18 protein-coding genes are annotated in these 20198 nt (G+C 57.1%); 3 read left to right on the top strand and 15 right to left on the bottom strand.

What is annotated here, in order from left to right; genetic code table 11:
* Positions 1–278 precede the first annotated feature (278 nt).
* The 4 genes from DWZ82_RS02100 to typA form a co-directional block, all read right to left on the bottom strand.
* Positions 279–1238, bottom strand: a complete 960-nt coding sequence (locus tag DWZ82_RS02100) for a ribose-phosphate pyrophosphokinase (protein ID WP_117488850.1) — start codon at positions 1236–1238, stop codon at positions 279–281.
* Positions 1239–1301: 63 nt separating this feature from the next.
* The gene (locus tag DWZ82_RS02095; RefSeq protein WP_118478382.1) at positions 1302–2549 is read right to left on the bottom strand and encodes a DapH/DapD/GlmU-related protein; all 1248 of its coding nucleotides are present in this window, start codon (positions 2547–2549) and stop codon (positions 1302–1304) included.
* A 519-nt stretch (positions 2550–3068) separates the two neighbouring features.
* On the bottom strand, positions 3069–3455 hold the full coding sequence (locus DWZ82_RS02090) for a RidA family protein (protein WP_118478380.1): 387 nt from the start codon (positions 3453–3455) through the stop codon (positions 3069–3071).
* Positions 3456–3722: 267 nt separating this feature from the next.
* Positions 3723–5549 (bottom strand): translational GTPase TypA, encoded by a 1827-nt coding sequence (gene typA / locus DWZ82_RS02085; protein WP_118478378.1) that lies wholly within the window; start codon positions 5547–5549, stop codon positions 3723–3725.
* A 231-nt stretch (positions 5550–5780) separates the two neighbouring features.
* Here typA and DWZ82_RS02080 point away from each other — a divergent pair, with 231 nt between their 5' ends.
* The gene (locus DWZ82_RS02080) at positions 5781–6896 is read left to right on the top strand and encodes a stalk domain-containing protein (RefSeq protein ID WP_118478376.1); all 1116 of its coding nucleotides are present in this window, start codon (positions 5781–5783) and stop codon (positions 6894–6896) included.
* A 73-nt stretch (positions 6897–6969) separates the two neighbouring features.
* Here DWZ82_RS02080 and acpP read toward each other — a convergent pair whose 3' ends face one another.
* From acpP to DWZ82_RS02030, 10 genes are all read right to left on the bottom strand, one after another.
* Positions 6970–7194, bottom strand: a complete 225-nt coding sequence (acpP, locus tag DWZ82_RS02075; RefSeq protein WP_110435152.1) for an acyl carrier protein — start codon at positions 7192–7194, stop codon at positions 6970–6972.
* A 5-nt stretch (positions 7195–7199) separates the two neighbouring features.
* On the bottom strand, positions 7200–7991 hold the full coding sequence (accA, locus tag DWZ82_RS02070; protein ID WP_118478770.1) for an acetyl-CoA carboxylase carboxyl transferase subunit alpha: 792 nt from the start codon (positions 7989–7991) through the stop codon (positions 7200–7202).
* Between the two features lie 19 nt (positions 7992–8010).
* Positions 8011–8844, bottom strand: a complete 834-nt coding sequence (gene accD / locus DWZ82_RS02065; RefSeq protein WP_442861213.1) for an acetyl-CoA carboxylase, carboxyltransferase subunit beta — start codon at positions 8842–8844, stop codon at positions 8011–8013.
* Between the two features lie 218 nt (positions 8845–9062).
* Positions 9063–10406 carry an acetyl-CoA carboxylase biotin carboxylase subunit gene (accC, locus tag DWZ82_RS02060; RefSeq protein ID WP_118478372.1) on the bottom strand — a complete coding sequence of 448 codons (1344 nt, stop codon included), beginning with the start codon at positions 10404–10406 and terminating at the stop codon, positions 9063–9065.
* A 20-nt stretch (positions 10407–10426) separates the two neighbouring features.
* Positions 10427–10852, bottom strand: a complete 426-nt coding sequence (gene fabZ, locus DWZ82_RS02055; protein ID WP_199667351.1) for a 3-hydroxyacyl-ACP dehydratase FabZ — start codon at positions 10850–10852, stop codon at positions 10427–10429.
* 229 nt (positions 10853–11081) lie between these two features.
* Positions 11082–11555 (bottom strand): acetyl-CoA carboxylase biotin carboxyl carrier protein, encoded by a 474-nt coding sequence (accB, locus tag DWZ82_RS02050; RefSeq protein ID WP_118478370.1) that lies wholly within the window; start codon positions 11553–11555, stop codon positions 11082–11084.
* 2 nt (positions 11556–11557) lie between these two features.
* Entirely contained in the window at positions 11558–12787 is a 1230-nt protein-coding gene (gene fabF / locus DWZ82_RS02045; protein ID WP_118360849.1) for a beta-ketoacyl-ACP synthase II, read from the bottom strand.
* Between the two features lie 226 nt (positions 12788–13013).
* Entirely contained in the window at positions 13014–13742 is a 729-nt protein-coding gene (gene fabG / locus DWZ82_RS02040; RefSeq protein ID WP_110435157.1) for a 3-oxoacyl-[acyl-carrier-protein] reductase, read from the bottom strand.
* A 63-nt stretch (positions 13743–13805) separates the two neighbouring features.
* The gene (gene fabK / locus DWZ82_RS02035) at positions 13806–14753 is read right to left on the bottom strand and encodes an enoyl-[acyl-carrier-protein] reductase FabK (RefSeq protein ID WP_118478368.1); all 948 of its coding nucleotides are present in this window, start codon (positions 14751–14753) and stop codon (positions 13806–13808) included.
* A 152-nt stretch (positions 14754–14905) separates the two neighbouring features.
* Entirely contained in the window at positions 14906–15895 is a 990-nt protein-coding gene (locus tag DWZ82_RS02030; RefSeq protein WP_243022861.1) for a beta-ketoacyl-ACP synthase III, read from the bottom strand.
* A 203-nt stretch (positions 15896–16098) separates the two neighbouring features.
* Between DWZ82_RS02030 and fabD the strand changes: the two genes are divergently transcribed.
* The gene (gene fabD / locus DWZ82_RS02025) at positions 16099–17016 is read left to right on the top strand and encodes an ACP S-malonyltransferase (RefSeq protein WP_118478366.1); all 918 of its coding nucleotides are present in this window, start codon (positions 16099–16101) and stop codon (positions 17014–17016) included.
* Positions 17017–17295: 279 nt separating this feature from the next.
* Here the strand turns inward: fabD and DWZ82_RS02020 are convergent, their stop codons facing one another.
* A complete protein-coding gene (locus DWZ82_RS02020) occupies positions 17296–17859 on the bottom strand; it encodes a manganese efflux pump MntP (RefSeq protein ID WP_118478364.1) in 564 nt (187 codons plus the stop codon).
* Positions 17860–18825: 966 nt separating this feature from the next.
* Here DWZ82_RS02020 and DWZ82_RS02015 point away from each other — a divergent pair.
* Positions 18826–20196, top strand: coding sequence for a Mur ligase family protein (locus DWZ82_RS02015; protein WP_118478362.1), 1371 nt, complete (start codon positions 18826–18828; stop codon positions 20194–20196).
* Positions 20197–20198 lie beyond the last annotated feature (2 nt).

Genomic DNA, 20198 nt, shown 5'->3' with positions numbered 1-20198 from the left:
TTGTCCTTCCTTTTTGCCCCAGCCGCGGGCGCGGCAGTCTCCCGCGCTCCGCAGAGCGCAACTCCCCCGCTGAACCTCAGCGAAAAACTCTCCGCCCGTCAGGGGCGAACACGCCTACGGCAGTTCGTGTCCCCCGCTCAGCCGGTGCTGAAAAAAGGCTGCCGCCCGGAAAGGGCGAACCCGCTGACGCCGTTCGTGTCCCCCGCTCAGCCGGTGCAGAAAATATATACAAAAAAGAGCCGCTGCACCCATGCAGCAGCTCTTTTCCATGCAAAAACTTAATCGAACAGAGTAGATACGGACGTCTCCTCGTAGATACGCGCGATCGCCTCGGTGAACACCGGTGCAACCGGCAGGACGTTGATCTTATCCAGCTTCTTGTCGTTGGTCAGCGGGATGGTATCGAGGATGGTCAGCTCCTTGATCGGGCTGTTCTGGATGCGCTCGATCGCCGGACCGGACAGTACGCCGTGGCTTGCACAGGCGTAAACCTCGGTTGCGCCGCCGCGCTCTACCAGAGCGTCCGCTGCGTGTACGAGCGTGCCTGCGGTGTCGATCAGGTCGTCAACCAGAATGCACTTCTTGCCCTCTACGTTGCCGATGATGTTCATAACCTCGGATACGTTGGCCTTCGGACGGCGCTTGTCAATGATGGCAAGCGGCATATCCAGCTTCTGGGTGAACTTGCGGGCACGGGTAACCGAGCCCAGATCGGGAGAAACGATAACGGTATCATCGGTGCCGACGCCGAACTTGCCCGCAATGTACGGGATCAGAACGGAAGAACCGAGCATGTTATCCACCGGAATGTCAAAGAAGCCCTGGATCTGTGCAGCGTGCAGGTCCATGGTCAGCACGCGGTCAGCGCCTGCAGCAGTAATGAGGTTTGCGACCAGCTTTGCGGAGATCGGGTCACGTGCCTTGCTCTTGCGGTCCTGACGAGCGTAGCCGAAATACGGGATTACAGCCGTGATACGGCCTGCCGATGCACGCTTGCAGGAGTCGATCATGATGAGCAGCTCCATCAGGTTGTTGTTTACCGGACCGCAGGTGGACTGTACGAGGAACACGTCCGAGCCGCGAACGGATTCCGACATGGAAACCGAGATTTCGCCGTCAGCGAAGGTAGAGATGGCAGCCTTGCCGATCGGCAGTCCGAGCGCAGAAGCGATCTGCATCGCCAGTGCGGGATGGGAGTTGCCGGAGAAAATTTTGATATTTTTTCCGTGAGAAATCATTGTTTGCCTCCGTCATATAAATATATTTTTTGTTCCGTGTGGATTTATATACGTTTTATGGATTTACTTTTCGTCCTTCTCGTGTGCGGCGCGGCGGCGGTCGTTCCAGCCCTCAAGATTGGTCTGGCGGGCGCGCGCAACGCTCAGCGCACCGGCAGGAACGTCCTTGGTGACGGTCGTACCGGCAGCCGTAAAGGCGCGGTCGCCCAGCTTGACGGGCGAAACGAGGTTGGTGTTGCAGCCGATGAAGCAGTCGTCACCGATCTCCGTGCGGTACTTGTGATAGCCGTCGTAGTTGACAACGACCGTGCCGCAGCCGAAGTTGACGCGCTCACCAACGGTCGCGTCGCCGATATAGGTCAGGTGCGAAACCTTGGTTCCGTTGCCGATGGTGGACTTCTTCAGCTCTACAAAGTCGCCGATGCGGCAGCCGTCACCGACCACGCTCTGCGGGCGGATATAGGCAAACGGACCGACCGTGGTATTGCTGCCGACGGTGGATTCATAAACCTGCGAATTGTTTACCGTGGTGCCTGCGCCGATCTCGGCTTTTTCGAGGATGGTGTTCGGGCCGATGACCGCGCCCGCGCCGACCTTGCAGCCGGGACGGATGTGACAGCCGGGCAGAATGGTCGCGCCCGGAGCAATATCAGCGTCCGGCGCAATGTAGGTGCTGGTCAGATCGAAGATCTGCACGCCCTTCTTGATGAGGCCGAAGTTGACACGCTGCATCATCTCGACCTGCGCCATAAAGGCGGCAGTGCCGTCGCAGATGACGTAAATCTTGTTGGTGATGGCAATGCCCTTCTGCGCACCGGCTGCAACAGCCGCCGCAACCAGGCCGTCGAGCGTATCAGCGCCGCTCGCGAGTGCCTTTTTCAGCATATCCCAGGTGAACATGGCGGCATAGCAGCGGCTGTCTCTCGGCAGCGGCTGACCTTCCGCGTCAAAGCCCTGCTGCTCGGCAGACAGTACGCTGACGCCGTAACCGGTGTTCAGGTGCGTCTCGGCCAGATGGAACAGCGCATCCTCCTCTGCCAGTGCAAACGGAGCCGCCAACACCAGAACGTGCTCGCTCTCCGGCAGCGCAGCCAGCGAGGCAAAACGATTTGCGGCATCAAGCGCGATATCCTGTGCGCCGGCAACGGCAGGCTCCCTGTCGTCGTGCGCAAAGAAGCACGCCTCCACCGCATCAGGCAGCGCATCCCGCATTGCATCGCCCGCAGTGCCGAACAGCACCGGACGCGCAAAGGCAGAAATGCCGCTTTCGTCAAACAGGCCGCCAACCATGACGGCATTTACTTTATTCATCGCAGAAATCCTTTCGTTTCTCAAGGGTCATACGACCAGATTTTCCGATATAGCTTTATTATACAACAGTATGCCGCAAATTGCATTATCATTTTTCGATAAATTTCTTCTCACCGCATAATATTTTTCGCCGTTTGCATACAAAGGCCGCAAAGCAAGCGTTTTGGTGGGAATTCGAGTAACTGAAAATTAAGACACCCACAAGGCAGGCGGCGCGTGCCGCCGAGCCTTTCGCGGACGACCGCGTTTCCGCCACCCCCATAAAATCCCGCAGGGATTTCTGCACCCAGAGAACCCCTCACGCCGCGGAGCGCATAAAATGGAGCACGTGCGCGACAAAAATGGCAGGACATGCGCCTGCCATTTTTAACAAACAGTAAAACACCCCGAAAACCGGAAAGTTTTCGGGGTGTTCTGCTGCAGCAGGTGTTCCCGCCCTGTCCGTGAAACGGACACGCGCGGCGACACCGTCCCTTGATTCAAAGGACTTGTCCTTTGAATCGAAAAAACCGCAGGCTTTTAGCCCTGTACTGCAACTACTTCTACTTCTACCTTAGCGCCGAGCGGCAGAGCAGCTACTTCAACGCAGGAACGAGCCGGAGCGCCTTCCGGGAAGTACTTCGCGTACACACCGTTGAATGCAGCAAAGTCGTTGATGTCGGACAGGAAGCAGGTGGTCTTGACCACACGGTCAAAGCCTACGCCGCCCTGTGCCAGAACGCACTGCAGGTTCTTCATAACCTGCTCGGTCTGCTCCTCGATGGTGGTTGCTACGATCTTGCCCTCCTTCGGGTCGATCGGAACCTGACCGGAGGTAAATACGAAACCGTTTGCAGCGATTGCCTGAGAGTACGGGCCTACTGCTGCCGGTGCGAGATCAGTGTGCAGAACTTCCTTGATAGCCATGGTGGGAATTCTCCTTTATATATCTTTATTTTTTGATAACAGGGTGAAATGAGTGCTTTTGTGCATAAAATCCGCACAGAAACGCAATTGTGGCGTAGCCAGTGGTAACGACGCACGGTTTATCGAGAGCGATTTACGAGCAAATTTTGCGTCTTGATTAGGCGCGGCTTTGCAGCAATACTTTGTGTATTGCAAAAAGCCGGAACAACATCAAGGCACAAAATTTCCGTAAAGCGCCGAAGATGCAACCGTGTGGCGTTGCCACAATTACTTCTTGCCGCCCTTGGTCTTTTTCAGACGCTCGGTGTTGGACAGAACGCGCTTGCGCATACGGATGCTCTCCGGGGTGATCTCGAGCAGCTCATCGTCGGAGATGAACTCGAGAGCCGCCTCGATGGACATCTGGCGCGGCGGAATCAGGCGCAGCGCATCATCCGAGCCGGATGCACGCATGTTGGTCAGCTGCTTCTTCTTGCAGACGTTTACAGCCATGTCCTCGCCGCGCGGGTTCTCGCCGACGATCATGCCTTCGTATACCATCGTGCCGGGGCCGATGAACAGCGGGCCGCGATCCTGTGCGTTGAACAGGCCATAGCCGACAGCCTCGCCGGCCTCAAACGCGATCAGAGAACCGGTGGTGCGCTTCTGGATATCGCCCTTATACGGCTGATAGCTGTTGAATACGGAGGACATAACGCCCTCGCCCTTGGTATCGGTCAGGAACTCGGTACGGTAGCCGAACAGGCCGCGTGCCGGGATGATGAACTCGAGGCGCATACGGTCGGTGCCCTTCGGGTTCATGGAAACCAGCTCGCCCTTGCGGGAGCCCATCTTCTCCATGATCGCGCCGACTGCATCCGCCGGAACGTCTGCGATCATGCGCTCCATCGGCTCGCAGGTCTTGCCGTCAATCTCCTTGAGCAGCGCCTTCGGTGCGCCAACCTGGAACTCGTAGCCCTCACGGCGCAGGTTCTCGATCAGAATGGACAGGTGCATCTCACCACGGCCGCAAACGCGGAATGCATCGGTGGTGTCGGTTTCGTTAACGCGCAGGGATACGTCCTTGAGCAGCTCACGGAACAGACGCTCACGCAGGTGACGGGAGGTAACAAACTTGCCTTCCTTGCCGGCGAACGGAGAGTCGTTTACCATAAAGGTCATCTCAACGGTCGGCTCGGAAATCTTAACGAACGGCAGAGCCTCAACGTGCTCGGGGTCGCACAGGGTCTCACCGATGGTAACGCCTTCGATGCCGGAGAAGCAAACGATCTCGCCTGCCTGTGCCTCCTCGATCGGCTGACGGCCCAGCTCCTCGATGGAGTACAGGGTAACCAGCTTTGCGTTATACGGCTTGGTGTTGCCGTGGTAGTCGCAGACGGTAACCTGCTGACCTACCTTCATCGAGCCGCGCTCGATACGGCCGATGCCGATACGGCCAACGTACTCGTTGTAGTCGATAGAAGAAACGAGCATCTGGGTCGGGCCTTCGGTGTCAACCTGCGGTGCCGGAATGTGCTCGAGGATCTGCTCGAACAGCGGGGTCAGGTCCTTGCCCTCCACGTTCGGGGACATGGAAGCGGTGCCTGCACGGCCGGAGCAGTAAACAATCGGGCTGTCCAGCTGCTCGTCGGTCGCATCAAGGTTGAGCAGCAGCTCGAGGACCTCGTCACCGATCTCGTTGAGACGAGCGTCCGGACGGTCGATCTTGTTGATCGCAATGATGATCTTGTGACCGAACTCCAGTGCCTTCTGCAGCACGAAACGGGTCTGCGGCATCGGGCCTTCTGCTGCGTCAACCAGCAGAACAACGCCGTCTACCATCTTGAGGATACGCTCTACCTCGCCGGAGAAGTCGGCGTGGCCCGGGGTATCTACGATGTTGATCTTTACGCCCTTGTAATGTACAGAGGTGTTCTTTGCCAGAATGGTAATGCCGCGCTCACGCTCGATATCGCCCGAGTCCATGACACGCTCTTCTACCACCTGATTTTCGCGGAAAGCGCCAGCCTGCTTGAGCATCTGATCGACCAGAGTGGTCTTGCCATGGTCAACGTGCGCAATGATGGCGATGTTGCGTAAATCGTTACGGATCATATATTCTATTCCTCCATCAGCGGGATTATTTTCGTACGGAATATATTATACCCGTTTTTTTGTTGCTTTTCCACCTATTTTATCGTCAAAATTACGGCGATATATCCGCTCTAAATTGTAAAATATTTTGCTAACTGAGAAAATTTCCGCTCAGGATACAGTTGACGCAGACAAGCTGCTGCCGTACAATGAAGAAAAGGCGCAAGCCGGATAAAAGGAAGGAGAATCTTTATGAACAAAATCGGAAAGGCAATGCTCTGCACCGTACTGACCGGCGCGATGGCAGTCGGCGCGGCAGGCGCGGCTGACCTCGGCACACTGACACCGCAGGGTGCAAAGGCGTACCTCGACCAGATCGTCACGCTGCAAAACCAGTACGGCAAGGCTGCCGCGCGTACAGATGACGGCTTCAGCGGACTGCTGACCGGCCTCTCCATGGCAAAGCTGGTCGATATGGACGGCGACGGCACGCCCGAGCTGTACTGCGGCGCAGGTCTGGACGGGCAGCATATGTATTCGTATGCGGATGGAAAAATCTACGCGCTGGATATTCCGGAGGGCGTGAGCAACTTCGGCACGGACGTTTCGCCGTGCACCCAGTTTTACGTTGGCAAAGACAAGGCGTATCTGGTCTCTGGTCAGGAAGTAATGAATAACAATCCGGTCACCTTCTGGACCAAACAGGGCGATAAAGCCGTTGTGGTCCTCACTTACACGGACGGCTTCGACTGGGATGCCGAGACACCGACACCAGTCAAAACTATCAACGGTCAGTCCGTTACCGCAGAAGAATTTTCCTCCGCTATCCTCGACTTCACCGGCGATATGGACGAGCAGTATTACTCCTTCTGGGAAAGTCCTTACAACAGCGACCGTGCGCTGTCTCCGCGTGCGGCTCTGCAGGACACCATCGCCTCCCTGCGTAAACTCACCAACCCGACCGCACATGTTTCCCGCCACAAGGTAACGCTCAACGGCGAGTCGGTAAAGCTTGGCGCGTACACCATCAACGGCAGCAACTACTTCAAGCTGCGCGATCTCGCAAAGGCGCTCAAGGGTCTGGACACCAATTTTGAGGTCAAGTGGAACGCGGCGCAGCAGCGCATCGACCTGACCAGCAAGACCGCCTACACCGCGGTCGGCGGTGAGCAGGCCGCCCTGCCCGCCGGCAATAAGGCCGCATCTCTCACGAACGCCTCCGTTTATCTGGACGGCAAGCCGCTTTCCCTTACCGCCTACTCCATCGGCGGCAACAACTACTTCAAGCTGCGCGACCTTGGCGACGCCCTCGGCTTCGGCGTGGATTGGAACGCGGACACCATGACTATGATCTTGACCGTGAAATAAAAAAACACGCTGTACACAGCAAAAAGCCACTGTTTCAAAGAAACGGTGGCTTTTTCATGCTCAAAACGAAATCTTACTGATTTGCTTCGATGTAGTTTACGATGTCACCGATGGTGCTCATCTTAGCAGCTTCCTCGTCGGAAATCGTTACGCCGAAGTTCTCCTCGAGGTCCATCATCAGCTCTACAACGTCCAGAGAGTCTGCGTTCAGATCCTCCTTGACCTTGGTGTCCATGGTCATGGTGGAAGCGTCAGCGTCAAACTTGTCTGCCAGGATCTCACATACCTTTTCAAACATGGGATTTACACTCCTTCATTACTTTCTTGATTTATTGTTCTGAAAACTCCGACTCTGCGGAATTTTTCATACCGTTTCTGCAGCATCGTGTCGATGTCTGGCTCAACATCCAGTTCGGCAAGCTGGTCGCGCAGCGTGCGCGCCACATTGCGGATAAGCTGTGCGGAGGATGTGCCCTCCTGAATGATGCCTTCGATCATACCGAAGCTGTACAGGTCCTGCGCGGTGATATGCAGCGTGTCCGCTGCCTCCGCCTCGCGCTTGGGGTCCTTCCAGAGAATGGACGCGCAGCCACGCGGCGAAATAACCGAATACAGGGCGTTCTCGAGCATGAGCACACGATCTGCCACCGCCAGCGCCAGTGCGCCGCCGGAGCCGCCCTCACCCGTCACGATAGAGATAACAGGCGTTTTCAGCTCGATAAACTCATACAAACAGCGGGCAATGGCCTCGCCCTGACCGCGTTCCTCCGCGCCAACGCCGCAGAACGCGCCGCCGGTGTCAACAAAGTTGATGACCGGGCGGTGGAATTTCTCCGCCTGATGCGCGAGACGCAGGGCCTTTCGATAACCCTCCGGGTGCGCCATGCCGAAGTTGGCGTCCATATTCTGCTCAATGGTGCGGCCCTTGCGGTGGCCGATTACCGTCACCGGTGTGCCGTTGAAGTAGCCAACGCCGCCGAGGATGGCATGGTCGTCCGAAAAATAGCGGTCGCCGTGCAGCTCGGTGAAGTCGGTGAACAGCTCATTGATATAGTCCGTGAGCATCGGACGCTTGGTATCGTGAATGATACGCATTTTTTCACTTGCGGGTTTGTTAATCACGACGCCACACCTGCCATTTCTTGGACTTGGAGCCGCAGTGCAGCTTCAAGAGTTTTTCCAGCGTTTCTCTGAGTTGATTACGCGGAACTATTTTATCACAGAAACCGTGCGATAGCAAGAACTCCGAGGACTGAAAATCGTCCGGGAGGGTTTGGCCGATGGTGCCCTCGATAACACGGCGGCCGGCAAAGCCGATGGTCGTGCGCGGCTCCGCGAGGATAATATCGCCCAGCATGGCGAACGACGCGGTAACGCCGCCCGTGGTCGGGTCGGTCAGCACGGTGATATACAGCAGTCCGGCATCCGAGTGACGGCGCGCCGCCGCAGACACCTTTGCCATCTGCAGCAGCGAAAACATGCCCTCCTGCATGCGCGCACCGCCGGAACAGGTGAACAGCACGACAGGCAGACCCTTTTCGGTCGCGTACTCGAACAGGCGGGTCAGTTTTTCACCGACGACCGAACCCATGGACGCCATCATGAAATGGCTGTCCATGACGCCGATCGCGGTCTCCACACCGCCGATCTTACACACGCCGGTCTTGACTGCGTCCGGCATGCCGACCTTTTCAGCCAGCACTGCCGTTTTCTCTGCGTATCCCGGGAAGTGGATCGGGTCCGCCGGTGCCAGATTGGCATACATCTCCTCAAAGCTGTCCTTATCCGCGATCTGACGGATGCGCGTGCGCGCGAGCAGTCGTCCGTAGCGTCCGCAGTGCGGGCACACATACAGATTCTTGCCGTAGGCATACGCCTTCAGTTCTGCGCCGCAGCCCTTGCAGGTTACGACCTTGGCCGCTTCGTCCTCCTGCGGTTTCATTTCCATAGAGGTCTCGCGTGTTTTTTGAAACAGGTCGATCAGACCCATGCGTAACTCCCCTTTCACTGTTAAGATCAATACCGCGTGATTGTTTACAATCATGCGGTATCACCTCTTGAATCCTGCAGATTAACAGTCTGCGGATTGCAAAAATCTGCGGATTGCTCAAACTTCTTCGGATTCAACTATACTTGCGCTAAATCTATTATACCATAATAATTGATTTAGTCAAAATCGCCGTTTGCGATGGAATTAACATTAAAGTTTGCTTCCACAAACGCCTTCGAGCACAGGATGTGCATCTGATAGTCGGTTGCGGTCACAACGCCCTCAAACAGCGTCTCCGCGAGGGCACGGCGCATGCGAACGATGGCCTGCTCACGGTCGGCGCCGTAGACGATCAGCTTGCCGATCATGGAATCGTAAAACGGCGGAATCTTATATCCCTGATAAGCCGCGGAATCCACGCGCACGCCGGGACCGCCCGGCAGATGCAAGGACACCAGTGTGCCCGGACAGGGTGCAAAATTTCTCGACGGGTCCTCCGCGTTGATACGGCACTCGATGGCGTGGCCGCGGATGGTCAGATCCTCCTGCTTAAAGGACAGCGGCTCGCCTGCCGCCACGCGAAGCTGCTCGCAGACCAGATCTACGCCGGTGACCTCCTCGGTGACCGGGTGCTCGACCTGAATGCGGGTGTTCATCTCGCAGAAGTAGAAATTGCGGTCGTTATCGACCAGAAATTCGATCGTACCCGCGTTTCGGTAGCCGACGCGCTTTGCCAGCGCAACAGCCGCCGAGGTCATCTTCTCGCGCAGCTCGGGCGTGACGAAAGCCGACGGACTTTCCTCGATCAGCTTCTGGTGACGGCGCTGCACCGAGCACTCACGCTCGAACAGGTGCACCACGTTGCCGTAGTTATCACCCAGAATCTGCACCTCGATATGGCGCGGATTGTGAATATATTTTTCCATGTACAGGCGGCCGTCACCGAAGTTGGCAATAGCCTCTGCAGAGGCGCTGTCGTACGCGTCCTTGAGGTCCTTGACGCTCTCGGCCACGCGTATGCCCTTGCCGCCGCCGCCGGATGCCGCCTTGAGCATGACCGGATAGCCGATGCGCTCGGCCTCGGAGATGGCTTCGTCAAAATCGCGCAGCGGACCGTCCGTGCCGAGCGCGACCGGAACGCCTGCGGCGATCGCGTTGCGCTTTGCCTCGGATTTGTCGCCCATCAGGCGGATAGTTGCCGCAGTCGGGCCGATAAACGCCAGACCGGCCTGCGTGATGCGCTCGGCAAAATCCGGATTCTCGGACAGGAAGCCGAAGCCCGGATGAATGGCCTGACAGCCGGAAGCCAGCGCCGCCGAAATGATATTATCCATATTCAGGTAGCTGTCCGCCGCACGGGCCGGACCGATGCAGACCGCTTCGTCCGCGATCTGCGCGTGCAGCGCTTCGCGGTCAGCCTCGGAGTAAACGGCCACCGAGATAATGCCTAAATCACGGCAGGCCTGAATAATGCGGACCGCAATCTCGCCGCGGTTCGCAATGAGTACCTTCTGAAACATTCGATTAGCTCTCTCCCGCCTCAGTCATTGATGACCATGCATTTGATCTCCGCTTCGGCGGCCTTCTCGTCACCGACCCAGGCAACGCCCTCGGCTACTGCCATCGGGCCGCGGCGCTTGGTGAAGGTAACTTCCAGACGAAGGGTATCGCCCGGCTTTGCCATCGCACGGAATTTCGCCTTGTCAATGCCGGTGTAGACCGCAGTCTTGCCCTTGAATTCGGGCAGGGACAGCAGCGCTACGCCGCCTGCCTGTGCGAGCGCCTCCAGACGGAACACTGCGGGCATGATCGGGTTGCCCGGAAAGTGGCCCTGGAAGAAGAACTCGTCGCCGGTCAGGTGCAGCGCACCGACTACATGGTTCTCGTCCATTTCGAGGATCTCGTCCACCAGAAGCATCGGCGGACGGTGCGGAAGGATCTCCATGATCTGTTCTTTGTTCAGCATATTATAATCCCTCTCAATCTAAAAAGCAAGATAATTACCGCAAAACTACAGTTTTGCCGGTAATAGGAACGGATCGTGGACCGTTCCCAAGTCGTACGAAAGTTCCTCCCGTCGGTCGAAACTTTCTCCCTCTATCGGTATAAAAACGGTGATACTTGCTCCCCGTTTTTATGAATTTGCTATGCAAATTCTATTGAATCCGCGCTGATGCGCGGCAGATGCTTACGTCTTACTCAATAACACAAAGGACTTGGTTATACTCCACCATATCGCCCGGCTGCGCCATAATGCGGATGATCTTGCCGTCGCACGGTGCCTTGATCTCGTTCATGATCTTCATCGCCTCGATGATGCAGAGGGTATCGCCCTCCTTCACCTGCTGACCGACCAGCACGAACGGCGGTTCGTCCGGAGACGGAGAAGAATAAAACGTGCCGACCAGCGGGCTCTTCACCTGCGTGCCTGCCGGAAGCTGCTCCTCAGCCGCCGGTGCCGCGTCTGCGCTCTCCGCTGCGGGTGCTGCCGCCGGCGCCGCTGCCGGTGCCGCCGCTGCTACCGATGCTGCAGCGATCACGGGAGCCGGTTCAGCTGCCTTGATCTTGATTTTTGCGTTATCCAGCTCGATCTCGACCTCGCCCAGCTTTTTTGCAGCCAGCGCGTCCATCAGCTCAAGCGCGATGTCTTTCAATTCTTTGATGTCCATTTTTATACCTTCTTGATCAGGATGCAGGCGTTGTGGCCGCCAAAGCCGAGCGAGTTGGAGATGGCAACATTGATCGGCATCTCAACCGCCTTGTTCGGGGTGATATCCAGATCACACTCCGGATCCGGCTCCTTGTAGCCGATGGTCGGCGGTACAATGCCCTCGCGGATTGCCATAACGCAGGCAATGGCCTCAACCGCAGCCGCGCCGCCCAGCAGATGGCCGGTCATGGACTTGGTGGAGGATACCTTTACGTTGTAAGCCTCCTCGCCAAACGCCTTCTTGATGGCAATGGTCTCATACTTTTCATTCAGCGGCGTGGAGGTGCCGTGCGCGTTGATATAGTCAACGTCAGCCGGGGTCAGACCGGCATCCTCAATGGCACCGCGGATGGCGTGTGCAGCCGCATCGCCGTCCGGAGACGGGCTGGTGATGTGGTAAGCGTCGCCGGAGGCACCGTAGCCTGCCACCTCTGCCAGAATGGTCGCGCCGCGCTGCTGTGCGTGCGTCAGGCTCTCGAGTACGAGACAGCCTGCGCCCTCGCCCATGACAAAGCCGGAACGGCGTGCATCAAACGGGATGGAAGCCGCCGTCGGGTCCTCGCCCATGTGAACCGCCTTCATGTTCTGGAAGCCTGCCATCGAGATCGGGATAATGCCGTTCTCGGTGCCGCCGCAGACAACAACATCCTGATAGCCGTGGCGGATGGCGCGCATTGCCTCACCGATGGAGTGGTTGCCGGTCGCGCACGCGGAGACCGGGCAGAAATTCTCGCCCTTGAAGCCGAAGTGCATGGAGATATAAGCCGCCGCGATGTTGGCGATCATCTCCGGGATAGCGAACGGCGAAACGCGGCCGGGACCCTTTTCGAGCAGCTTCGGGACCTCCTGCTCTGCAACGTGCAGACCGCCTACGCCCGAGCCGAAGATAACGCCCGTGCGATAGGGATCGAAATTGCCTTCCTTGAGGCCCGCCTGCTCGACAGCCTGAATCGCTGCCGCCATTGCGTAATGCACATTTGCATCTGCGCGGCGCGCCTCACGCTTCTCCATATACTGGGTCGGGTCGAAATCCTTGACCTCTGCACCCAGCTTTACCTTAAAATCGGATACATCAAACTTGGTGATGGGACCGATGCCGCACTTGCCGGTCTTGAGCGACTCCCAAAACGACGGCACATCGTTGCCGACCGGAGTGATGGCACCCATGCCGGTGATTACTACACGTTCCATATATTTGCTCCTTCATTCCAATATCACGCATTTATCTAATCGCAATTTTTATTCCACGCAGCAAAAAGGTATCACCGGATAATTCGGCAAGAGCAATTTGCGCAGGAATTTTGCGTTCTGATTAGGCGCGGGTTTGCAGCAATACTTTGTGTATTGCAAAAATCCGGAACGACATCAGAGCGGAAAATTACCGCAAAGTGCCGCAGGCGAATTGTCCGGTGATGCCTTAATAAAGTCCGCCGTCCGCGATGATCGTCTGGCCGGAAATATAGCTTGCAGCGTCGGAAGCCAGAAAGGCAACCACGCCTGCGATCTCCTCCGGCTTGCCGAAACGGCCGAGCGCGATCTGCTTCTTGGCGTTCTCGCGGATGTCCTCGGGCACCTTGTCGCTCATCTCGGTGGCGATCCAGCCCGGAGCGACCGCGTTTACTGTAATGCCGCGCGCGCCCAGCTCCTTGGCGGCGGTCTTGGTCATGCCGACCATACCCGCCTTGGCAGCGGTGTAGTTGATCTGGCCGTAGTTTCCGGTGAACGCCGAAACCGAGGTGATGTTGATGATGCGGCCCTGCTTTGCACGCATCATCATCGCACCGCACAGGCTGAGCATGTTGAAGGCGCCCTTGAGGTTGGTGCGGATAACATCGTCAAACTGGTCCTCCTTCATGCGGACCATCAGACCGTCGCGGGTGATGCCCGCATTGTTGACGAGAACGAACGGTACGCCGATCTCTTCCTTAATTTCCTTGAGAGCGGTGCTGCAGGCGTCATAGTCCGCAACATCCCACTTCTTCACATAAGCGTTGACGCCGTGCGCGCGGCACTTCTCCGCCACAGCCTCAGCCTTTTCGACCGAGGACGCACAGTTGATGAGGACGTCAAAGCCGTCCTGCGCCAGCTTTTCCGCGATTGCCGCGCCAATGCCGCGGGAACCGCCGGTTACGATTGCTAAGCTCATTGTTTACTCCATTCTATAGACAGGCAGGAGTGAGGAGTTTTCCTATCTCTTCACTCTCCGCTCTTATTCAAATCTCTTGTACGCGTTCTTCAGAAGGTCCTCCGCCTGCGCGGTCATGCCCTTGAGGATTTCCTCGCACGGATGCAGCTCCTTGAGCATGCCCGCAATCTGACCGGACATAAAGGTGCCCTCCTCATAGTTGCCGTCCTGCACAGCCTTGCGCAGCGAACCGGCGGTTGCCTTCTCAAGCTCCTCAAGGGAGGCATCGGTGTTCTGCTTCTCGAGCTCGAGGCACTTGCGCGCCATCGGGGTCTTGAGCGAACGCACCGGATGACCGGACGGACGACCGGTAACAACGGTCGAAATGTCGGTCGCCTTGAGGACGAGTTCCTTATACTTTTCCGAAATCTGGCACTCCGGCGTTGCAAGGAAGATCGTGCCGCACTGCACGCCTTCGGCGCCGAGCATCATGGCAGCTGCCATGCCGCGGCCGTCTGCAATGCCGCCTGCGGCGATGACCGGAATGCTCAGTGCGTCTACAACCTGCGGAACGAGCGGCATGGTAGTCAGCTCACCGATGTGGCCGCCGCCTTCCATACCCTCTGCGATAACCGCATCTGCACCTGCGCGCTCCATGCGCTTTGCCAGTGCAACCGAAGCAACGACCGGCATAACCTTAATTCCTGCGTTCTTCCAGTCCGCGATATACTTGCCCGGATTGCCTGCGCCGGTGGTCAGCACTTCGATCTTCTCGTCGATAGCCAGCTGCGCCAGATCGTCCGCATTCGGGGAGAGCAGCATGATGTTCATACCGAGCGGCTTGTCCGTGATGGCACGCGCCTTATGGATCTCCTCACGGATGTAATCGACCGGAGCCGCGCCGCCCGCGATAATGCCCAGACCGCCTGCCTTGGAAACCGCAGCAGCCAGATGGTGCTCCGCGATCCACGCCATCGCGCCCTGCACGATCGGATATTCGATACCGAGAAGTTCTGTGATCTTGGTTTTCATAGGTTTGTTCTCCCCTTTTTAATAGGTAGTAAATTATTATAACATATTTTAACGCAAATAATAGACAGCGTGCATATTTTAGACAATTCACCTTAAATTTGTCTAACAGATAATGCCGGACGGCTGCAAGAACCGTCCGGATTTATCCAATATTATAGTTTAATCACAAATGCGCCATAAGTCAAGCCTCCGCCGAAACCGGTGCAGACAATAGTCTGACCCTCCTTCAGCAGGCCGTTCTTACGCATTTCGTTCAGACAGATCGGCACGCTTGCCGACGAGGTATTGCCGAAACGATCCATATTGACGTAGATCTTCTCCTTCGGCAGATGGTATCTGCGTGCAATAACATCCAGAATACGCAGATTCGCCTGATGCGGCACCACCCAGTCGATTTCCTCTGCGGTGACGCCCGCCCGCTTGAGTGCGGTGTCGATCGCAAGCGGTACGGCTCTTGCGGTAAAGCGCACGACCGGTGCACCCTGCATTTTCAGGAAACGCGCCTTCGGGTCCACCGTGCGGTCGCCGGAAAGCGGATCCTCGACCGGCAGGGCTTCCATGTGCAGGTACTCTGCACCCGAGCCGTCTGCCGCGGTGAAGGTGGACAGAATGCCGACCGTTTCGTCCTCGGTCGCCTGATAAACGGCCGCAGCGGCACCGTCGCCGAACAGAATGCAGGTCGAGCGGTCGGTGTAGTCCACGATGCGCGAAAGCGTTTCCGCCGAGACAACCAACACGGTCTTTGCCTTGCCGGATTTAATGTAGCTGTCCGCAATGTCGGTCGCGGAGACAAAACCGGTGCAGGCGTTGTTGATGTCGAACGCGCCGACCTGACGCGCACCCAGCTTGTCCTGCAGGATAGACGCCGTATTCGGCGTGTTGGTATCCGGCGAGCAGGTGCTGACGAGAATGAGGTCAAGCTCCTCTGCGGTGATGCCTGCGTCCGCGAGTGCGTCCTGTGCGGCACCGAGCGCCAGCTCCCATGTATGTGTATTCTTTGCGATGCGGCGTTCGCGCACACCGGTGCGCTGCACGATCCACTCATCGTTGGTATCGACCATTTTTTCCAGCATGGCGTTGGTCAGGACAAAATCCGGAATGCAGGCGCCCGTGCCGATCAGTTTACTGTTGATGATTTCCACGCTCCTAAAAAGTCCAAATCGCTCTCCCAAAAAGCGTGGAAAAGCGACAATAGTTAGATTGACAAAGTATTCTCCGACTATTATAATAAAAGCACAGTAAATTGTCAAGACAGACCGTTATTATTTAGCAACACTTTGTGTGAAGAATATCTATTAAAATACGGTGCTGTCAGCGTTTGATTATTATTTTGGAGGAACGAAACGTGAACTACGGTTTTGCATTTTTCCCGGGTCAGGGCGCACAGGCCCCCGGCATGGGCAAGGATCTTTATGAGAACTCGCAGGCTGCCAAGCTGGTTTTTGAGGAAGCAAGCGAAGGCGCCGGTCTGGATGTAGCCAAGCTGTGCTTTGAGAGCGATAAGGAAACGCTCTCCCGCACGGAGAACAGCCAGATCGCTATTTTCACCCATTCCATGGCAGCTTGGGCTGCACTGAAGGAAGCAGGCGTGGAATTCAAGGCAGCGGCAGGCTTCTCGCTCGGTGAATACACCGCACTGGCGGCTGCAGGCGTTGTTTCCCTCGCAGACGGCGTGAAGATCGTTTCCATGCGCGGCAAGCTGATGCAGCAGGCTGCGGACTCGATCGACGGCGGCATGGCGGCTATCCTCGGACTGGAGGACAGCGTAATTGAAGAAGCCTGCGCGAAGGTGACCTCCGGCGTGGTCCGTCCGGTAAACTACAACTGCCCGGGTCAGCTGGTTATCGCAGGTGAAAAGGCGGCTCTCGCAGAGGCGATCGAAAACTGCAAGGCTGCCGGCGCACGCCGTGCGCTCCCGCTTGCGGTATCCGGTGCATTCCATACCCCGCTGATGGCAAAGGCTGCCGCAGAGCTGCGCGCTTACGTTGCGGACTTTACCTTCTCCGCACCGAAGATGGATATTTACTCCAACCTCGACGGTAAGGTTTACGACTGCTCCGACCTGCCGGCACATCTCGAGCAGCACATGATCTCTCCGGTTCGCTGGACGCAGCTGGTGAAGAACGGCATGGCTGCCGGTCTGACCTCGGCGTGCGAGATCGGTCCGGGCAAGACGCTGACCGGCTTTGCGGGCAAGATCAGCAAGGAGCTGACCTGCAAGACCGTACAGGATATGGCGGGCGTCGAAGCCGCCTGCCACTAAGGGGGACGCTGTCCCCCTTAGTTACCGAGGCAGTTTCCTTGGGAACTGCCTCGGATAACCCCCTCTCGTCCGCACGGCGGACGAGGCTCGGGACACGTGTCCCGAGGCAGTGGGATAAAAGTCAGGTACACGCCCTGACTTTTATAGAAAATTGAATGCGGCGCACTGCGGTGCGCCTGTCCTGCCTGTTTCTGCTTTGCCGAAATGCGGCAGGAGCTGCAAAAAAAATTGCACGCCCTTGGGCGTGCTCTTTTTTGCTGTGGAACGGTAAAATCCGCTTTATCCCAGGAAGCCCAAATGCTCCAGCAGGATTTTGAGACCCATCAAAATCAGCACGATACCGCCGAACAGCTCTGCGCGGGACTTGTACTTTGTGCCGAACACATGGCCGATCTTCACGCCGATGCACGACAGCACAAACGTGGTTGCACCGATGAACGACACCGCCGGAACGATATCGACCTGCAGGAATGCAAACGTCACGCCGACCGCAAGTGCATCAATGCTCGTGGCAACCGCAAGCGGCAGCATGGTCATAAAGCGGAACGAATCGCTGACGCTTTCGTCATCGTGCTCGCGCGACTCGCGCACCATGTTTGCGCCGATAAGCCCCAGCAGCACAAAGGCGATCCAGTGATCAATGCTTGTGATGAGCGACTGAAAGCGCACGCCGAGTGCAAAGCCGATGAGCGGCATTAAAAGCTGAAAGCCGCCGAAATACAGTCCACAGATGACCGCGTGCTTAGCCTTGAGCGTGTGCACGCTCAGTCCCTTGCAGACAGACACCGCGAACGCGTCCATCGACAGACCGACTGCGATCAAAAACAACTCCAGCAAACCCATTTTCTTGTCCTCCTCAGTCGTTTATCCGGCGGAAAACAGGCACAAAAAAAGACCCATCTGCCGCGTAGAACAGATAAGTCTCGTCATTTCATGCAAAACCAGAGGAGCGTCCTCCCCAGTATGTTGGCTCTGCCGCGCGGCGGAACGCTCCGCGCCGACTACTCCCTTATTGCGATTTATCTTAGCATATGCGCAGCCGAAAGTCAATATGCGGGCAAAATTGTTGCCCTATGCAAACCGAAAAGCCGATACGGAAACGGCGGCACAGGCTGTCCGGTGTGCCCGAACCGCGCAGGCGGTTCGCCCTGTCCGGGCGGGGAGTTTTGCCGTGAACCACAGCGGGGAATTGCCGCTACGCGCGGCAGGCGCACAAGAGGGTAGACAACCTGCGGTTTTCCACCCTCTTGTGAATCTCCCCTTTTCCCTACTACCTTGGGTGCAGACGGTAGACTGCGTAAGCGTAGAAAAAAGAGAACGGCAGAGGATTTTTTCTTCCGCGTTGTATAACACCTATTCGCATTTCGGCTACCATACTGCTACACAGGCGATTTACTCCACGCAGGCGCGGCATAACAGTGCCGCGCAACATTTTTACCTGTGCCGATTATCCCAATCCTGCGGGTATAGCTGATTGGCACTCGCAACCGAGTTGCGCGGCACTGTCATGCCGCGCCTGCGGAAAGTAGCCGGTATGTGTAGCAGTAAAGTAGCCGAAATGCGAATATGCGGATACCACGCGGAAGAAAAAATCCTCTGCCGTTCCCCTATTTTTCGCAGCGGTCACATATCGGCAATCTGCGCCAGACCCTCCAAGGGAAAGGGGTGATTCATAAGAGGGTGGAAACCGCAGGTGTCTACCCTCTTGTGCCCCCGCCGGGTAGGCGCATTTTCCGACGTTTTCCCTTGTGCAATGCCGCAAAATGCGCTATACTTATTTTATATGACTTGAAAAAAGAGGTTACAGCAATGAAACTCCAAACCAGACTGGCGGTGCTGGTGTGCAAGGCATCGGGCGCTGTTCTGCGCAAGCTGGGACGCGGCGGCACCAACCTGCCGGGCAAGCTGGCACTGAAAATTGATAAAAATATTCTGGGTGAGCTGTCGCGCGGCGTAAAGGTCACGGTCGTGACCGGCACGAACGGCAAAACCACCACCTCCCGCATGATCGAGCAGGCGTTCGCCGATGCGGGACTCAAATATTTCTCCAACAAGTCGGGCGCGAACCTGCTGACCGGCATCATCGCGGTATTCGCGCAGCACGCCACCCTGTCCGGCAAATGCCCGTACACGCACGCGCTCATCGAATGCGACGAGGCGGCCTTCCGCAAAACGAGTGAATACCTGCCGGTCGAATGTCTGGTCGTCAACAACATTTTCCGCGACCAGCTTGACCGCTACGGCGAAATTACGCACACGCTCAACGCCATCCGTGAGGGCATTACGCATGTGCCGAATGCAACGCTCTGTCTGAACGCGGACTGCTCGCTCACCGCTTCCCTTGCGGACAGCGTGCCGAACAAGATCGTCTGGTTCGGCGTGAATGTCCCGATCTACAAGGAGACCGCGCACGAGCTGTCCGACGCGCCGTACTGTATCCACTGCAAGACCGAATATGAGTACGATTACATCACCTACGGCCATCTCGGCGGCTTCCGCTGCCCGAAGTGCGGCTACCACCGCCAGACGCCGCAGGTCGCTGTCACCAAGGTGCTCGCCACCGGCGCGGACTCGTCCGACATCGTACTGGACATCTTCGGTCACGAGCACGAGGTACACGTCAACCTGCCGGGCGGCTACAACATCTACAACGCCGCCGCAGAGGCCGCTGTCGCGCATGTTGTCGGCATTGAGGAGCAGACCGCGGTCAGCGCGCTTTCTCAGTTTGAGTGCGGCTTCGGCCGTGCCGAGCAGTTCAAACTCGGTCAGGCACAGGCGCGCATGATGCTGGTCAAGAATCCTGCCGGCTTCAATCAGGTCATCAACCTGATCGCGCACGATGAGGGCAATTACAAGCTGGCATTCCTGCTCAACGACCGCTTCGCGGACGGCACGGACATCAGCTGGATCTGGGATGTTGATTTTGAGGCGCTCGCTGACCAGCAGGTGCGCTTTACGCGCGTACTGGTTTCCGGCGTGCGTGCGGATGATATGGCGCTGCGTCTCAAGTACGCAGGCTTTGCACCCGAGCGTATCGAGGTTATCCGCGAGTACGACAAGCTGCTGACCGAGATCGGCTCGGATGAGACACCGGCGTTCCTTATGCCGACGTACACCGCCATGTTCGACCTGCGCGGTGAGATCAGCAAGCACACAGACGTCAAGGCGTTCTACGAATAAGG

The sequence above is a fragment of the Butyricicoccus sp. AF35-5AC genome (assembly GCF_003477715.1).
GTDB lineage: Bacteria > Bacillota > Clostridia > Oscillospirales > Butyricicoccaceae > Agathobaculum > Agathobaculum butyriciproducens.
This window is presented reverse-complemented; position numbering and strand designations above follow the sequence as displayed.